The following is a 16,298-nucleotide window of genomic DNA, read 5'->3' on the forward strand; positions in this document are numbered from 1 at the left end:
TGTCTAAAAAAACTGCGAAGAAAAAAAATGTAATGGTGGAAGAAAACAAAGTTGATAAACTTTTGACTACTGTTTTTGGTGACCCGCAAAAGAAAGTTTTGCGCCGATTGCAACGAAAAGTTGATGAAATTAATAATCTAAGCGAAAAATACAAAAAAATGAGTGATGAAAAGCTCAAAGAAGCTTTTAAAAAACTCAAAAAAAGCCTTTCGAAAAAAGATTTAGATGATATTTTGCCAGATGTTTTTGCGCTTGTGCGTGAAGCTTCAACTCGTGTGCTTGGAATGCGACATTTTGATGTTCAATTGATTGGTGGAATGGTTTTACATGAAGGAAAAGTTGCAGAAATGAAAACTGGTGAAGGTAAAACTTTGGTGGCAACTTTACCGGTTTCTCTTAACGCGATGGAAGGAAAAGGCGTTCATGTTGTAACCGTGAACGATTATCTTGCTCAGCGCGATGCATCTTGGATGGGTAATCTATATGATTTTCTTGGCCTTTCGGTTGGTGTAATTATTAATGAAACAAGCTTTATTTTTGATCCAGAATATGACAACGAAGAACACGAAGATGAAAATATGCGAAAGCTTCGCCCAGCAACTCGAAAAGAGGCTTATGCGGCAGATATTACCTATGGAACAAATAATGAATTTGGCTTTGATTATTTGCGTGATAACATGGTGAATGAAGTTGAACTTTTACGCCAGCGTGAGCTTAATTTTGCAATTGTCGATGAGGTTGATTCTATCTTAATCGATGAGGCTCGAACTCCATTAATTATTTCTGCTCCTGCGGCTGAAAACCCAGAAAGCTATATTCAATTTGCGCAAGTTATTTCGCAGCTTTCGAAAGATGATTATGAAGTTGATGAAAAACGCCGAAGTGTAGCATTGACTGAATCTGGAATTGATAAAATCGAAAAACTTCTCAATATGAAGAATCTTTACACGCCAGAACATTCTCGTGCAGTTTACCATGTTGAGCAAGCTTTGCGTGCTGAAACCCTCTTCAAACGTGACAAAGATTATGTTGTGACAAATGATGGTGAGGTGATTATTGTTGATGAACACACTGGTCGTTTAATGAACGGTCGTCGATACAATGAAGGCCTACACCAAGCTATTGAGGCGAAAGAAAAAGTGCCGGTTCTTCAAGAATCAATGACACTTGCTACAATTTCGTTCCAGAATTTCTTCCGCCTTTATAATAAACTTTCTGGTATGACTGGAACTGCTTTTACTGAGGCCGAAGAATTTCAACAAATTTATTCTTTAGAGGTTGTGCAAATTCCTTCGAATAAACCAGTTATCCGTGACGATAAAGAAGACTTAATCTTTAAAACTGAAAAGGCAAAACTTAAAGCCGTTGCAGAAGCAATTAAAGAATATCATGCACAAGGTCGCCCAGTTTTGGTTGGTTCAGGTTCAATTGAAAAGAATGAACAAATTGCGAAATATCTTGATCAAGAAGGAATCAAGTATAACCTTTTGAATGCTAAAAATAACGAACATGAAGCCGCAATTGTAGCGCGTGCTGGAGAAAAAGGCGCAATTACGCTCGCAACGAATATTGCTGGTCGTGGAACCGATATTAAGCTTGGTAAAGGCGTGAAAGAATTGGGTGGACTAGTTGTTATTGGTTCAGAACGTCATGAATCTCGCCGAATCGATAATCAGTTCCGTGGTCGTGGTGGACGTCAGGGTGACCCTGGTGAAACGCAATTTTATGTTTCAACTGAAGATGATTTGATGCGAATTTTCCAGGGTGAACGAATTGCAATGTTGATGGATAGACTCGGTGTGCCAGAAGATATGCCAATCCAGCATAAATCTGTTTCGAAAACTCTTGAGAACGCTCAAAAACGTGTTGAAGGCTTTAATTTTGATACGCGTAAAAATGTTGTTCAATACGATAATGTGATTAATCGTCACCGAAAAGTTGTCTACACGATGCGCCGAAAAATTCTTGAAGGCGAAGATATTACAGATGAAATTAAGGCTTTGTTTATTTCTAAAGCAGAAGAACTTGCTGAACTTCCTTCAAAAAATAACGAAAAGTTTGTTTCGAATTTTACTGAAATCTTCCCAATCGAAGAAGAGAAAATTGAAGCACTTGGTCGAATTTCGAACGATAAAAAACGTATGAAATTAGCAAAACATATTGCCGAAGAACTTTACCAAGATAAAGAAAATGAGATCGGTAAAGAAGCGTTCCAAAAAGTTGAACGTGAAGTTTATATGCAAATTCTTGATACGCTTTGGATGAACCATCTTGAAAATATGAATTTCTTGCGTGAAGGAATTCATTGGCGAAGTGTTGGCCAGCGTGATCCGTTAGTTGAATATCGTGCTGAATCACAAAAATTGTTTGATGGTTTGCAAAATACTTTGCGTGATGAGACTATTCGAATTTTAACTAGAATTACACCTAATGATGCTGCTGTTCGTCAAGAAGAAGATCATGATACCGAGCTCACTCGCCTTGCTGAAAATTCGGTTGAGAAAGGTGTTAATGAAATTCAATCTGGTGAAAAAAACCGAGATGAAGACTTTTCGAAAGCTAAAAAAGTGTCTTCAAAAAATAGTGAAAATGCCAAGAAAAATAACGCACGGAAAGCTAAAAAAGCTCAACGTCAGAACAAGAGGAAGGGTCGTAAATAAATGCGGCACACCGTTGAAGAAGTACGCCTAAAAAATGGCGTACGCGGCCTTCTTGTAAATGTTCCAGATGCAACGGTGATGAGTTTTCAATTTCAGTTTCGGGCTGGTTCGCGTTATACGAAAAGTCCAAAAATTTATGAAACCGCTCATATTATGGAACATATGGCTTTTGGCGCAAACGCAAAATTTGTCAGCGAGCATGAATTTGAAGCTGAATTCACTAAAAATGGTGCTTATCACAACGCTTCAACTTCAGATATGAGTATGAACTATGTGGCGGATTGTGCCGATTTTGAGTGGGATAGGATTTTTGAACTTCAACTCCTATCAATTAGTCAGCCTAAATTTAATGAATTTGAGTTTAAAGCTGAAAAGGGGAACGTTCGAAATGAGCTTACAGGCTATTTGAATAATAATGCGCGTCTTCTTTGGCCAAAAATTCAGCAGGAATTTGGTGAGAAAGTTCTAACTTATGAAGAGCGACTTAAAACGATTGACAATATCACTCTTGAAGATATTTGCGAGCATCATAAACGTACGCACACAACCGATAATCTGCGTTTTGTGATTGCCGGAAAAATCACACCAACTCGCAAAAATAAAATTCTTGAAGGCTTTGAAAATTTACCGCTTGAAAGAGGTGAGCGTTTCGAAATCATTACTGATGAAATGAAAAAACCGAAAGAGCCAATTTTTATTTATCGCCCAGATTTGAAAAACATAAGTTTTGGTATTTCGCTTTTGCTTCCACGAAAACTTACAACATCTGAAATGGATGCAATGCACGCTTTGAACCATATTTTAACTGGTACAATGCACGCTCGAATCCTTGGCCAAGCTCGCAAACGCGGTTTAACTTATGGTATTTATTCTGGTGCTTCACGTGGCCCAAAAGATTCTTCTTGGGATTTTGAAGGGCAAACTAATTATGGAACCGCTAAAGAGCTTTTTGAATTAATTGTTTCAGAGCTCAAAAAGGTTCTAAACGAAGAAATTACCGAAGAAGAGCTTGACGCTATGAAGAGCTATTCTCTTGGTTCGTTTCAAATGGGCGGGCAAACGGTAGCTTCAACGGCAGGATTTTATGCTTCTAGATATTTTTGGGATGGGCATCTTCGAGATTATAAATCTCAGCCAAAATTTATTAAGCAGATTTCTCGCGAGCAAATTTTTAAAGTTGCGAAAGAATTTATAGACGCAAATACTTGGATTTTGGGTGCAGTTTCTGGCGGTGAAAAATCACAAATTCAAGAGTTGAACCGGGAATTTTCTAAAATATTCGAAAAATAATCGCTTCGCGGCGGTTATTTTTTATGCTTAAAATATGTTATAATAGTTTTATATGGATTTTGATGAATTCGAAGAGTTGTTAAATTTTGAAATAAAAAAACCTCAACCGAACGAGGTAATTTATAGCGTCTCAGATTTTATTGCAACTAGCAATGATATTTTTGAAAAGAGTTTTCCGAGTATTCTGATTGAAGGTGAAATTTCAAGCTTTAAGGTGAACCACAATAAGTTTGTTTTTTTTGATTTGAAAGATGAAGATTCGGTTCTTGGTTGCTTTATGACGGTTTGGCAAATGCGATTTCCGCTCGAAGATGGAATGAAGGTTATCGTACAAGCAAAGCCAAAACTCACAAATTGGGGAAAATTTAGCCTAACAATTGAGAAAATCATACCAAAAGGTGAAGGAAGTCTCAAAAAATCTTTCGAAATTTTAAAGGAAAAGTTAATAAAAGAGGGCTTATTTGATGAAAGCCGCAAACGTGAAATTCCACGAAATCCTCAAAAAATTGCTGTTATTTCGAGCGTTCAGGCAGCGGGCTATGCTGACTTTATTAAGATTATTAACGAGCGTTGGGGTGGGTTAGAAATTACTGTTGCACATACGCAGGTGCAGGGAATTTCTGCGAGCGACCAGATTATTCGAGCAATTGATTTTTTCAATTCGCAAAGTGAATTGCCAGATGTGATTACTATTATTCGTGGTGGTGGAAGTACTGATGATTTAGCGGTTTTTAATGACGAAAAATTAGTTCGTGCGATCTCTGCTTCTCGGGTGCCAGTTATTACAGGAATTGGCCACGAAATTGATGAAAGTTTGTGTGATTTAGCGGCAGATTTTGCGGCTTCAACACCAAGTAACGTTGCGCAATTTTTAACACCGAATAAATTTGACGAAATGAGATTTTTATGTTCAAAAATTTTGCACACAAACGATTTTATTATTTCGAAGATTGATGAATTGAAAATTGAAAACCATCAAAAGATTTATAAAATGAAAGATTTAATTTTGAATAATATTTTTGAACAGCAAAGAGAAATTCAAGCTAAAAAGCGAATTTTAGAAAGCTACAATCCACAAAACATACTTTCGAAAGGCTATGCTTTAGTAAGCGGAAAATTAGCGGCTGGTGAAGAAATTATGATTCAAACAATTGATAAAAAAATAACGGCGGAGGTAAAAAATGTCGAACAAAATTAGTAAAAAAATGGCTGAAATTGATGATATTTTAATAAAAATTGAAAGTGGTGAGATTCCTCTTGAAGAGGTTTTTGAAAAATATAAAGAAGCAATTTCGAAAGCCGAAAAACTCGAGGGGGAACTTGATTCACTTAAAAATGAAATTCAAATTTTGAGTAAAAATTTTGCACAAGAAGAATAAAATCTCGCCGTAGCGAGATTGAAGCTAAACCGAAAAAATGAAAACTTGTGTTTTATATCTACCACGAGAATCTCCTTCTGCAATATGAAGGAGAAGGTCTATCTTGTGTCGTTTACAAAAGTCAATCAAAATTTTACGCTGATAGTTTGAGTCTTTAGACTCACTGTAGCACTCAATATCACGGAGGTATTCTTTGAGTCAAAATTTATTTTGTGCATTTTCTTTGAAAGAATCTCAGCATCTTTGACTTTCGAAAAGCGAGAATTTTTATCAAAAATATGAATAAATTCTTGATTCCTTCGACCGCGGTCAGAAAGTTTAATTTGCAATACTCCAAATCTATCAATTAAATCAGTTTTGCTTAGGTAAAAGTTCTTGGCTCATTTGCCACCTCCATTTTTAGTTTTAATATTTTAACATTTTATATAATTTTAGTCAAGAAAAACCCCGCAGTTTGTTGCGGGGGAGAGAAATGTACTGTCTGCCTACCAAACCTGCATTCCGTATAGCTCTTCGCTTAAGTTTATATCAACTTCTCTGAAGAAATATGAGTCATCTTCCTCCTCTTCAGGATCTTCGTTTTTACAATAAAGCGAAATACTTAGTTCGATTCCTGCTTTACTGCACTCATTTTTCAATATGAGTAAGTTTCCAAGCTTATCGTTTTGCTTGTCAGCAAAAACGAGGAGCTTATCTTCTACTTCTACTCTCTTCTTAAGAAATTTTTGAATAATCTTTCGAGTTGTTTTCTCTTGAGATGGGTTATATTGAAGAATAGCTTCTTTAACGTCTAGATGAGTATGATCTAGTGCTGATTTAGTAAGTTTTACACATACTAGTGCCATTTTGGCACCTCCTTTTTATTTTTTAGCTTTCTAAAAAGCTATAACTAATATTATAGCATAAAAACTCTTAAAAGTCAATTTGAATAATAATGGTGATGTATGATATAATAGTGTTATGTTTGATACAGATGAATTTAAATTAAAAATGACTGAAGCCGTTGAGCATTTTAAGGGTGAAATGAAGAAGGTTCGAACGGGTCGAGCGCATCCTTCAATGCTTGATAGTGTTATGGTTGAAGTTTATGGTACAAAAATGCCATTAAACCAAGTTTCGAATATGACTGCACCAGAGGCGGGGATGATCTTAATTACGCCATTTGACGCGAATAATATTTCAGCAATTTCGGCTGCAATTCGTAACGATCAAAGCCTTGGATTCAATCCAAGCGATGACGGCCGAGTTGTTCGAGTGCCAGTTCCGCCACTAACAGAGGAGCGTCGTAAGCAAATCGTAAAACAAACTTCAGAAAAAGTTGAAGGCGCAAAAATTACGCTTCGAAATATTCGCCAAGATGCTTTAAAACATGCCAAAAAACTTAAAGATGAAAAATCTTTAACTGAAGACGATTTAAAGCGAATTGAAAAAGAAATTGACGCTGAAATTAAAGATTTTAGCGCACAAATTGATGTAATTTTTAAAGAAAAAGAGAAAGAAATTCTCACAATTTAAATTATTTTTTGCTGGCGCTTTAAAAACGTCGGCAAAAGCTAATTTAAAGAATTTCGAAAGGGCAGGATGGAGATTTTGAATTTAGTTTTTGGGATAATTATTGGTCTAATTTCGCTAACTTTTTTAGTTGCAATACATGAACTTGGTCACGCGCTTGCGGCCAAGAAAAACGGTGTAAAACTTAAAGAATACGCAATCGGTTTTCCGCCAAGAATTAAAAGTTTTAGAGCAAAAACTAACAAAATTCTACCAAAAAACACAAAAATTTCGATCGGTGCGATTCCATTAGGTGGTTTTGTTCGGTTGAAAGGGGAACACGATTCAGATTCTAAAAAAGGTGATTATGGTGCGGCAAGTTTTTGGGCAAAAACTCAAATTTTATTTGCCGGTGTTGCAATGAATTGGCTAGTTGCTTTTGTTATTTTTACGATCCTGTCGATTTTTGGAATGCCAAAGTTAATTTCGAATCAGTTTTATTTAGGTTCTGATGTTAGAATTTCTGGTGGTGGCGTGCAGGTTTCACAGATTTCGAATGATTCGCCTGCACAAAAAGCTGGCTTGCAAAAAAATGATATAATTTTGGAATTTAATGGTAAAAAAGTTGATAATTCTACCACCGTTAAAGAAGATTTGCGTAGTAATGCTGGCAAAAGTGTGAATTTAAAAATTCAGCGTGGCGATCATTTTTTTTCAAAAGATGTTAAGCTAAACGAAAATAATAAGAATGGTTTTTTGGGCGCATTTTTGACTGATGGGATGCAAAAAATTCATGCAACTTGGAGCGCACCGATTGTTGGGCTTGGCACAACAATTCAATTTACGGGTGAAACTTTTAAAGGTGTTGGCGAACTTTTTATGAACTTTTTTGGCGGGGTTTTCGAAAAGCTAATTCCGAATCAGCAATCACAGCAGAAAGCAAATTCTCAACTTTCAAAAGCAGGTGAAAGTGTCTCTGGCCCAATTTTAGTGATTGGTGAAATCTTCCCAAACATCATCTCGATGGGGCCTGATATGGTCTTAATGCTAACTGCAATTATTTCAATTAGTTTGGCGTGCATGAATATTCTGCCAATTCCTGTACTTGATGGTGGTCGTTGGCTAATGACTTTCATTTTTCGAATTTTGCTCAAAAAGCCACTTTCAAAAGAGAATGAAGAGAATATCAACGGTTGGAGTTTTATATTTTTGATGGGGCTTTCACTTTTAATTATTTTTCTAGATTTTACAAAGATTTTTAGAGGTTAAAAATGAAGAATAAATTTAAAAATATATTTTTAAAACTTCAAAAAAAGAATGATGAAATGCTTTCAAAAAAGCCTTTAAAAATTATTTTTTGGACAATTTTTCCAATTTTGTCATATTTTGCGGCAAGTTATTTTTCAGCTGTAATAATTCGACTTTCACTCGCTTTGATTTTTTGGAATAACGATGCAGGCTATCAAAGTGCGGCTTCAAACACGATTACTACTACAATTTATTCAGCATTATTTCTTGGATTAATGCTTGCGATGGTATATTTCATCCCGACTAAACTTTTCAAGCAGAAGATTTCGAAAGATGATATCGCTTTAAATGGTGTGATTACTTGGCAAGATTTAGGTTTAGCAATTTTAGGTTTTATAGCCTCGATGATTATTTCTGGGATTTTGTTAGAATTTTTGCCTAATATTCTTCATTTTGATAAATTGCAAGTTCAAGATTTGGTTTTTCAACGCAGCGGGATGATTCATTCTTGGCAATTTTTGCTAGCTTTTATTTCAATTGTTATTATTGCGCCGGTTTTTGAAGAATTGATTTTTCGCGGAATAATTTATGGTCAACTTCGAAAAGTGAATATTCCACTTGCAATTTTTATAACGAGTTTACTTTTTGGATTTGTACATTTTCAAATGAATGTTGGCGTAACGGTATTTGTGATGAGCGTTGTGATGTGTCTTATTCGCGAAAAATGGACACAAACAATTTGGTCGGGGATTGTAATTCATATGATTAAAAATGGGATTGCTTTCTTTCTGCTTTACGTTTTGCAAACTATTCAATTCTTTCAAGCTTAGCGTTGACTTGAATCGAAAACTTTGATATAATTATAAGACTTATTTAGAGGATTTTTATTTTATGAAACAAGAATTTAATATTACGAAAATAGGAAAAAAAGAACTCGAAGCTGAACTAGAGCTTTTGATTTCGCAGCGTAAAGAAATTTCAGAAGAAGTTGCTACTGCGCGTGATTTTGGTGATTTGCGTGAAAATTCAGAATACGATGCCGCTCGCAAAAAACAAGCTTTAGCAGAATCTCGAATTATGGAAATTGAAAATATTTTGCAAAATGCTGTAATTATTGGCGGTGGTGAAAAGGGCGTTGTATCTCTTGGTAATCAAGTTAGCTTAAAAAACCTAGAAAACGGTAAAGAAGTAAAATATACAATGGTTGGTGCGGTTGAGGCGAACCCCCTTGAGGGTAAGATTTCGAATGAATCACCAATCGGCCAACAGATCATGGGCAAAAAGCTCGGCGAAGAAGTAGATATTACGACACCAAAAGGTGTAATCAAATACGAAATTACAGAAATTAACTAATTTTTAAAGCTCGGTTGGCCAATTCAGCCGAGTTTTATTTTCGAAAAGGAGATTTTATGCGATTATCAAAATTATATACAAAAACGAGTAAAACAGTTCCATCTGGTGAAGAAGCTAAGAATGCGCAACTTTTAATTAAAGCCGGATTTGTTCATAAAGAAATGGCAGGCGCTTACGACTACTTACCACTTGGTTTTAAAGTGCTAGAAAACATTAAAAAAATTGTGCGTGAAGAGCTTGAAAAAATCGACGCAAATGAGATTTTAATGACAACGCTTCAACGCCGTGAAATTTGGGAACGCACAACTCGCTGGAGCGATGATGTTGTGGATGTTTGGTTTAAAACCAATCTGAAAGATAATACAGAGGTTGGATTAGGTTGGAGCCATGAAGAACCAATTGTTGAAATGCTTAAGAATCATATTCAATCTTATAAAGATTTGCCAGTTTCGGTTTTTCAATTTCAAAATAAAATGCGAAACGAGCTCCGTGCAAAAAGTGGAATTATGCGTGGTCGCGAATTTTTGATGAAAGATTTGTATTCAATTCACGAAACTAAAGAAGATTTAGAAGCATATTATGCCAAAGTTTCAAAAGCTTATGAACGAATTTTCGAACGCCTCGGTTTAGGCAAAGATACTTTTGTGACATTTGCTAGTGGCGGGGCATTTACAAAATTCAGCCACGAATTTCAAACGATTTGCGATGCTGGTGAAGATTATGTTTATTTAAAGCGTGATGGTGAAAAAACTCTTGCTTTTAACGAAGAAATCTTAGACCAAGCAATTGAAGCTGGCGAAATTAGTTCGAAAGAAGGATTAGAAAAGGTTAAAACTGCAGAAGTCGGAAATATCTTCAACTTTGGCACGCAAAAAACTGATGAAATGGGGCTTTATTTTACTGACAAAAATGGCGAACGAAAATCAGCTTGGATGGGATCTTACGGAATTGGAATCACTCGTGTAATGGGTGTTATTGCTGAAAAATTTAGTGATGAAAAAGGTTTAATTTGGCCAGAAAATATTGCTCCAGCTAAAATTTACCTTGTGCAAATTGGTGAAAAATCGCAAGAATTAGCAGAAGAAATTTATAATGAATTTTCAAAAAAAGGAATTGAGGTTCTATTTGATGACCGCAATCTTCGCCCAGGCCAAAAATTTGCCGATGCTGAATTAATGGGTATTCCATATCGCTTGACAGTTTCTGATCGTTTGATTGAAAGTGGAAAATTCGAAGTTGTAACGCGCGTAAATGGTGAAGTCGAATTGCTTTCAAGAGAAGAACTTTTTGAAAAATTTGTAAAATAATCTCAGCTCTTGAAAAAAATAAGTATAAGCATTATAATTGATGTATGAAAATTATTGCTTATAGTGTACGAAAAGATGAGCTCCAATATTTCGAAAAATTCGCGGAGCAGTTTGGTATTGAATATGCTACAACTCCAAAAGATTTAAACGCTGAAACTGTAAAATTGGCTGAAGGTTTTGACGCGGTTTCATCTTATACTTCAAGCGAAGAACTCAACGATGTTTGGGAAACTCTTTCGAAAATGGGAATTTCTTATTTTACTGTTCGAACGGCCGGGTTTGATGGAATTGATATTGAAAAAGCTAAAAGCTTCGGTATTAAAATTTCAAACGTACCACAATATTCGCCAAGCGCAATTGCTGAATTTGCTGTTGCATTGGCACTAGCAACAATTCGAAAAATCCCACTTTGTCTTTCGCGCGCCAAAAATCAGAACTTTTCGGTAGATAATTTGATGGGTCGCGAACTTAATACAATGACCATTGGAATTATCGGCGTGGGTCATATTGGCTTAACAACCGCGAAGGCTTTTAAAGCTTTTGGCGCAAAAATAATTGCTTATGATACTTTCGAAAATGATGCTGCTCGTGAAATTTTGGAATATAAAAGTTTAGATGAAGTTTTCGCAGAAAGCGATTTGATTTCACTTCATATTCCTTTAACACCAGAAAATCGCCACATTATCAACGCAGAAAGTATTTCGAAAATGAAAGATGGAGTAGTCATTATTAATACTGCGCGTGGTGGACACATTAACTCCAAAGATTTGCGAGATGCTTTGGTGAGCGGAAAAGTTGCAGCAGCCGGCCTTGATGTTTTTGAGCATGAAAAGAATCTAATTCGAAAAGATTTGAGTGGAAAAATTATTAAGGATGCCGTTTATCGCGATCTAGCGAACTTTCCGAATGTTATTATTACTCCACACGTTGCGTTTAATACAGATGTTGCCGTGCAAAATATGGTAAAAATGTCAACTGAGAATTTAATTAATTTTAAAAATGCAGGAACAACCGACAATGAAATTACAAAATAATTTTATTCGAAAAATCACCAAAATTATGCCACTATTTTTAGTGGCAGTTTTGGCTTTTAGTTTTACTTTTGGCAGTTTTTCAAATCAAGCTTTTGCCAGAAGACGGCGGAATCGTGATGCTGAAGAAGCTGAGCTGCGAATAAAAAATAATAATATTATTTTTTCGAAGTTTGATGCAAAATATAATTTTAGCGCCGACCAAAAAGGAAATACGAATCTTGAAATTACTGAAAATATTTCGACATATTTTATCCGTGATGGTATAAATCACGGAATCGAGCGTGCAATTCCGCGGTTTTTTAATGGTAAAACTATTTTTGATGGTAAAGCTGAAATTGAAATGGATGGCAAAAAAGTTTCATATTCAACTTATGAAAGTGACGGAAATATCGTATTTCGAATTGGCGAAAGCGGAAGTTTCGTTTATGGAAGACATAAATATCAGCTAAAATATCGGTTTAAAAATCTACTGTTAACAGATGGTAGTGTACAAAAAATGATTATGAACACCAATGGAACTCAGTGGAAACGACCTTTTAATGAAGTTATTGCAACAGTTAATTTAGATTCATCAGTTTTGAAAGAATTTAATGGTACGGTGAGATGTTTTGCTGGAATGCAAGGCTCAACTGAAGAGTGCAATACTTTTGAGCGTAAGTCGGAAGAGGGAGTTTTTAAGTTCTCGCAAAAAGATGTTCAAGCTGGCGAGAATTTAACATTTGAAATTGACTTTAATAGTAAATTTGCTCAACCAGAAGCGAGCGGTATTGACGTAAATACAATAATTTTTGGAATTTTGGCGTTAATTTTGGCGGTAATTACACTATTCTTTGCTGTTCGGGTTATTTTAAAATATAATTCAGTTAAGAGAGAAAACAAGGTTTCGAAAGCGGTTGTTCCGCAATATTTGCCGCCAAAAATTGAAGAATTAGATATTTTGGATGCGGGGAATTTAGTAAAATCAAATAAAAAACTTACTGCTGCAATGCTATTTTTTGCGGTGAATGGCAATATTCAGATTGTTGAAAAAACTTCGAAGGGCTTTTTGGGTGGCAAGAAAAAGAGCTATACAATTCAGCTATTAAATCGAGATAATTTGAATCAAGATATGCTTTCATTATTAAATTCATTTTTTAGAAGTAAAACTGAGATTGATTTATCTAAACAAATGAGTAGTACGCAAGCCTCTGATATTTCTTCGAAAGTTTTAAACTCCGCATTTAGCGGAACTTCTTACTATGTTCAAGAAAAGCCAGCAGTGTTCAGTAATTCTCAGTTTTTTGCTGGCGGAGTGACTATTTTATCTGTGGTATTGTTTTTTGCGAGCGGAATAATAGTTAATTTTATTTCAACTATTTCACCTTGGTTTACGGTAGCTATATGTTCTTTCATTGCAGCCGTTATGCTCTCAATTTTAATATTTACTATTTCAAATATAAAAATTCCATCTCGAAAAGGTTTTGAAGCAAAAAATTATCTTGAAGGTTTAAAGCTTTATATTTCAGTAGCAGAAAGCGAACGGTTAAAATTTTCGCAAAGTTTGCAGAATTCTGAAAGATTCCAAACTGAATTTGGTGGCTCTCGCGTAAAACTTTATGAAAAACTTTTACCTTGGGCAGCGTTGTTCGGGCTAGAGAAGTCTTGGGCGAAGGTGCTTGAATTGCAATTTCAAGATGAAAATTATCTACCAGATTGGTATGTTGGCTCAACAGCATTTAATGCTATGGTGTTTTCTAATAGCTTGAATAGCTTTAATAGTGCAATGAACAGTTATTCTGCGCCAAGTTCGAGCAGTTCTGGTGGAGGTGGTGGATTCTCTGGCGGCGGCGCTGGCGGCGGCGGTGGTGGTGGTTGGTAAAACCGCACCTTTCTATAAAGCAGATTTTCGAAAAGTAGCTTGCAAAAAATGTAAGCTACTTTTTTGTAGTAAAAAGCATAACTATATTGATTTTTTTGCTTTTTTGTGATTAAATATAAGCATTATGAAAAGATTTTGGGTTGGGTTGAAAAATAAAAAAGTTTTGATTATTTTTACTTTAATTTGTAGTTTTTTTGGGCTTAGTATTTTTTTGAATAACAATGTTTATGCTGAGAATATTGGTCAGGGAGGACAATCATTCAGAACTCAATATGAAGGTGCTTCTAAGTCTGGATGCGATTATTTTCAAACTTATGGACCTACTGGTCAAAGACAGGAAAGTGATAGTAGTAGAGCTTGTAAAAAAGCTATTGAGGAAGGCGCATCCGGAAATGGTAAGAAAGTTACTAACGCACAAGAATGGGTTCTTCTAAGATGTGAAGCATATGGAACTCGAGGTGTAAGTATTAGTGATGGATATAGTGGAGCTACAAAAAATTCAAAAGAATGCCAAGAGGAATCTATAAAGCAGGGTTTTTCTAAGAAAGACAGTGTTGCTACTGATAAGGAAGTTACTAAAGATGCTTCAAAATCTTCATCAGACAATAAGCCTGGTGAAGGTGATAAAGATAAAGATAAAGATAAAGATAATAAAGACAAAAATTCTTGCGCTATTGAATGGATTGGCTGGATTGTTTGCCCGATTGTTCGTGGTTCAACTGGTGTTGTTGTTGGTCTATATAATTTTATGCAAGCTAATTTCTTAAATATTAAATCTGATCAACTTTTTTCAAATTCTGGGAAGGGCCAAGAGGCATTTAAACACTGGGTAACATTTAGAGATATTGCAAATATATTTTTTGTGATTATGATTGCGATAATAATTTTCTCGCAAGTAACTGGTGTAGGGATTTCTAACTACGGTATTAAGAAGATGCTTCCAAAAATTATTATTTATGCAATTTTAGTGAATATTTCTTGGTATATCGTTGTGATTGCTATTGATATTTCGAATATTGTTGGTAGTACTTTATTTAAGTGGCTATCAAATGATGGAAATTGGAACTTTTCTAGTGACGTCCAGAAAGAAACATCTCCTGTTGAAGGAATTTTAACAGGTACTGCAGCAACAGGTGCGCTTATCGCTGCAGGGGTTACCGCTGCTCTCGTTGGTGGAGCCACAATTCTTCTATTTATCGTCTCTGCTGCACTTGCTGTTGTAATGACTGTATTTATATTAATGATAAGGGAAGCAGCTGTTATAGTTCTTGTCGTGACTTCTCCTTTAGCTTTTGTTGCAGGATTATTGCCAAATACAGAAGGAGTCTTCAAAAAGTGGGTCAAGCTTACAAAAAATATGCTAATAATTTACCCAATTTGTTCGTTAATAGTCGGTGGTGCTTTGTTTGTCTCTAATTTACTATATGGCGTAGTTGATGACCCTCTACTTAAAATTATTTATGGCGTTTTGCCTATATTATCGCTATTTGCAATTATTGCAGTTATTAAAACTGTACTTTCGTTTATTGATGGCTTGACTGGCGGAAATTTGCGTGGCGCTATTGACAAAATGTCTGGTAAAATTAATTCTGTTGGTCAGAATTCAAACTGGGCCAAGGCTTCAAGAGAGAAAGCTGCAAATAGGAGTATTGCTGGAATTCCTATTGGTAAAAATGCTCGTACAGCAAAATATGAAGAGGGTCAATATAGAAGAAATCGTAATGAACTTCGAAAACTTCAAGCAAAGAGAAACCCTACCGCTTCAGATTATCGAAGAATGGGGCAACTTGGTGCTGCTATTGGTGGTTTTGAAAAAGGTCAAACCGATGGAATGGTTACTGCTATGGCTTCAGGAATTGGTAACAGTGTATCGAATGTCAATTCTGAGCTTGCAAGAATTTCGAATGTTTCTGATCCTGTTCAACAAGGTTTAATGTATAGTGCTCTTTCACAAGCAGTGACAAAATCGGGCCTTAATAGTGCTGGTCAGGCTGCTGCAATGAGTAGTATTGCTAATAGTGCTTTAAATATTGGCGATTCTGAACAGAGAAAATCTGTTGCGGCTCAAATTGCATCAAAAGCTGGTAGTGATATTAAGAAGGTTAACCCTGCTGCAGCAAAAGCAGTCATGCAAGATTTTTCTTCAGAAAATATCAAATCTGTTCAAGATTTTGAAAATGATATTTCAACATACTCAGGTGCAAGTGCTAAGCAAATGGCTGATTGGTCTGACATGTCTAGCGCAAATGTTAATGATAATAAAGCGTTTAAGGCAATGCAAAGCGCATTTAATAGTGGTGACCAAAGCAAGATTTTACAAGCACAGAATATGGGTAAGATTGCTGAGCAAGCTCTCACTGCCAATGCAAATGGAACAATGTCCCTAACGCCAGACCAGCAGGCTAACTTTATGGCGATGCAAAAGTTGGCTCAATCTCAAGCTTCACAAACGGCTGCGGATACAGCAAGCAATACTCAATATTCTACTAGTCAAAAGGTAGAAGTGAATTATCAAACTTCAGCTTCACAGCAAGATCAGAGCGGGTCGTCCACCTTTAGCTCCGATACGTATAATGCACCCCCAGCACAAGCTACTCAAGCCTCGCAGCCAATAAATAATAATAGTAGTAATCAAAATATTCAACCTCGGTAAACTGTGAGCGATCCAACTAAATCAA

13 protein-coding genes are annotated in these 16,298 nt (G+C 35.7%); 12 read left to right on the top strand and 1 reads right to left on the bottom strand.

Annotated elements, in window-relative coordinates:
- Positions 1-32 precede the first annotated feature (32 nt).
- From secA to xseB, 4 genes are read left to right on the top strand one after another with little or no spacing between them, the layout of a single operon-like run.
- Positions 33-2,660 (top strand): preprotein translocase subunit SecA, encoded by a 2,628-nt coding sequence (secA, locus tag HXL38_000895; GenBank protein ID QWB91270.2) that lies wholly within the window; start codon positions 33-35, stop codon positions 2,658-2,660.
- Complete coding sequence (locus HXL38_000900; GenBank protein QWB91118.2) at positions 2,661-3,950, top strand: insulinase family protein; 1,290 nt, start codon at positions 2,661-2,663, stop codon at positions 3,948-3,950. It begins immediately after the preceding gene.
- A gap of 52 nt (positions 3,951-4,002) precedes the next feature.
- Positions 4,003-5,148, top strand: a complete 1,146-nt coding sequence (gene xseA, locus HXL38_000905) for an exodeoxyribonuclease VII large subunit (GenBank protein QWB91119.1) — start codon at positions 4,003-4,005, stop codon at positions 5,146-5,148.
- Positions 5,132-5,329 carry an exodeoxyribonuclease VII small subunit gene (gene xseB, locus HXL38_000910; GenBank protein ID QWB91120.1) on the top strand — a complete coding sequence of 66 codons (198 nt, stop codon included), beginning with the start codon at positions 5,132-5,134 and terminating at the stop codon, positions 5,327-5,329. Before xseA ends, xseB begins: the two co-directional genes overlap by 17 nt.
- A 485-nt stretch (positions 5,330-5,814) precedes the next feature.
- Here the strand turns inward: xseB and HXL38_000915 are convergent, their stop codons facing one another.
- Positions 5,815-6,174 (bottom strand): hypothetical protein, encoded by a 360-nt coding sequence (locus HXL38_000915; GenBank protein QWB91121.1) that lies wholly within the window; start codon positions 6,172-6,174, stop codon positions 5,815-5,817.
- Between the two features lie 115 nt (positions 6,175-6,289).
- On the opposite strand from HXL38_000915, the gene frr reads away from it, so the two are divergent.
- From frr to HXL38_000955, 8 genes are all read left to right on the top strand, one after another.
- Positions 6,290-6,844 (top strand): ribosome recycling factor, encoded by a 555-nt coding sequence (gene frr, locus HXL38_000920; GenBank protein QWB91122.1) that lies wholly within the window; start codon positions 6,290-6,292, stop codon positions 6,842-6,844.
- A 66-nt stretch (positions 6,845-6,910) separates the two neighbouring features.
- Entirely contained in the window at positions 6,911-8,089 is a 1,179-nt protein-coding gene (locus HXL38_000925; GenBank protein ID QWB91123.2) for a M50 family metallopeptidase, read from the top strand.
- A gap of 2 nt (positions 8,090-8,091) precedes the next feature.
- Entirely contained in the window at positions 8,092-8,898 is an 807-nt protein-coding gene (locus tag HXL38_000930) for a CPBP family intramembrane metalloprotease (GenBank protein QWB91124.1), read from the top strand.
- A 61-nt stretch (positions 8,899-8,959) separates the two neighbouring features.
- On the top strand, positions 8,960-9,421 hold the full coding sequence (gene greA, locus HXL38_000935) for a transcription elongation factor GreA (protein ID QWB91125.1): 462 nt from the start codon (positions 8,960-8,962) through the stop codon (positions 9,419-9,421).
- A 56-nt stretch (positions 9,422-9,477) separates the two neighbouring features.
- On the top strand, positions 9,478-10,728 hold the full coding sequence (locus HXL38_000940; GenBank protein QWB91126.2) for a prolyl-tRNA synthetase: 1,251 nt from the start codon (positions 9,478-9,480) through the stop codon (positions 10,726-10,728).
- A gap of 44 nt (positions 10,729-10,772) precedes the next feature.
- A complete protein-coding gene (locus tag HXL38_000945) occupies positions 10,773-11,762 on the top strand; it encodes a lactate dehydrogenase (GenBank protein QWB91127.1) in 990 nt (329 codons plus the stop codon).
- Positions 11,746-13,620: a DUF2207 domain-containing protein gene (locus tag HXL38_000950; GenBank protein ID QWB91128.2), complete on the top strand. Its 1,875-nt coding sequence runs from the start codon at positions 11,746-11,748 to the stop codon at positions 13,618-13,620. The genes HXL38_000945 and HXL38_000950 overlap by 17 nt, the downstream gene beginning before the upstream one ends.
- 124 nt (positions 13,621-13,744) lie before the next feature.
- Complete coding sequence (locus tag HXL38_000955) at positions 13,745-16,273, top strand: hypothetical protein (protein QWB91129.1); 2,529 nt, start codon at positions 13,745-13,747, stop codon at positions 16,271-16,273.
- The last annotated feature ends 25 nt before the right edge of the window (positions 16,274-16,298 follow it).

Origin of the sequence: Candidatus Saccharimonas sp., from assembly GCA_015256915.3 — a bacterium.
Lineage (GTDB): Bacteria > Patescibacteriota > Saccharimonadia > Saccharimonadales > Saccharimonadaceae > Nanogingivalis.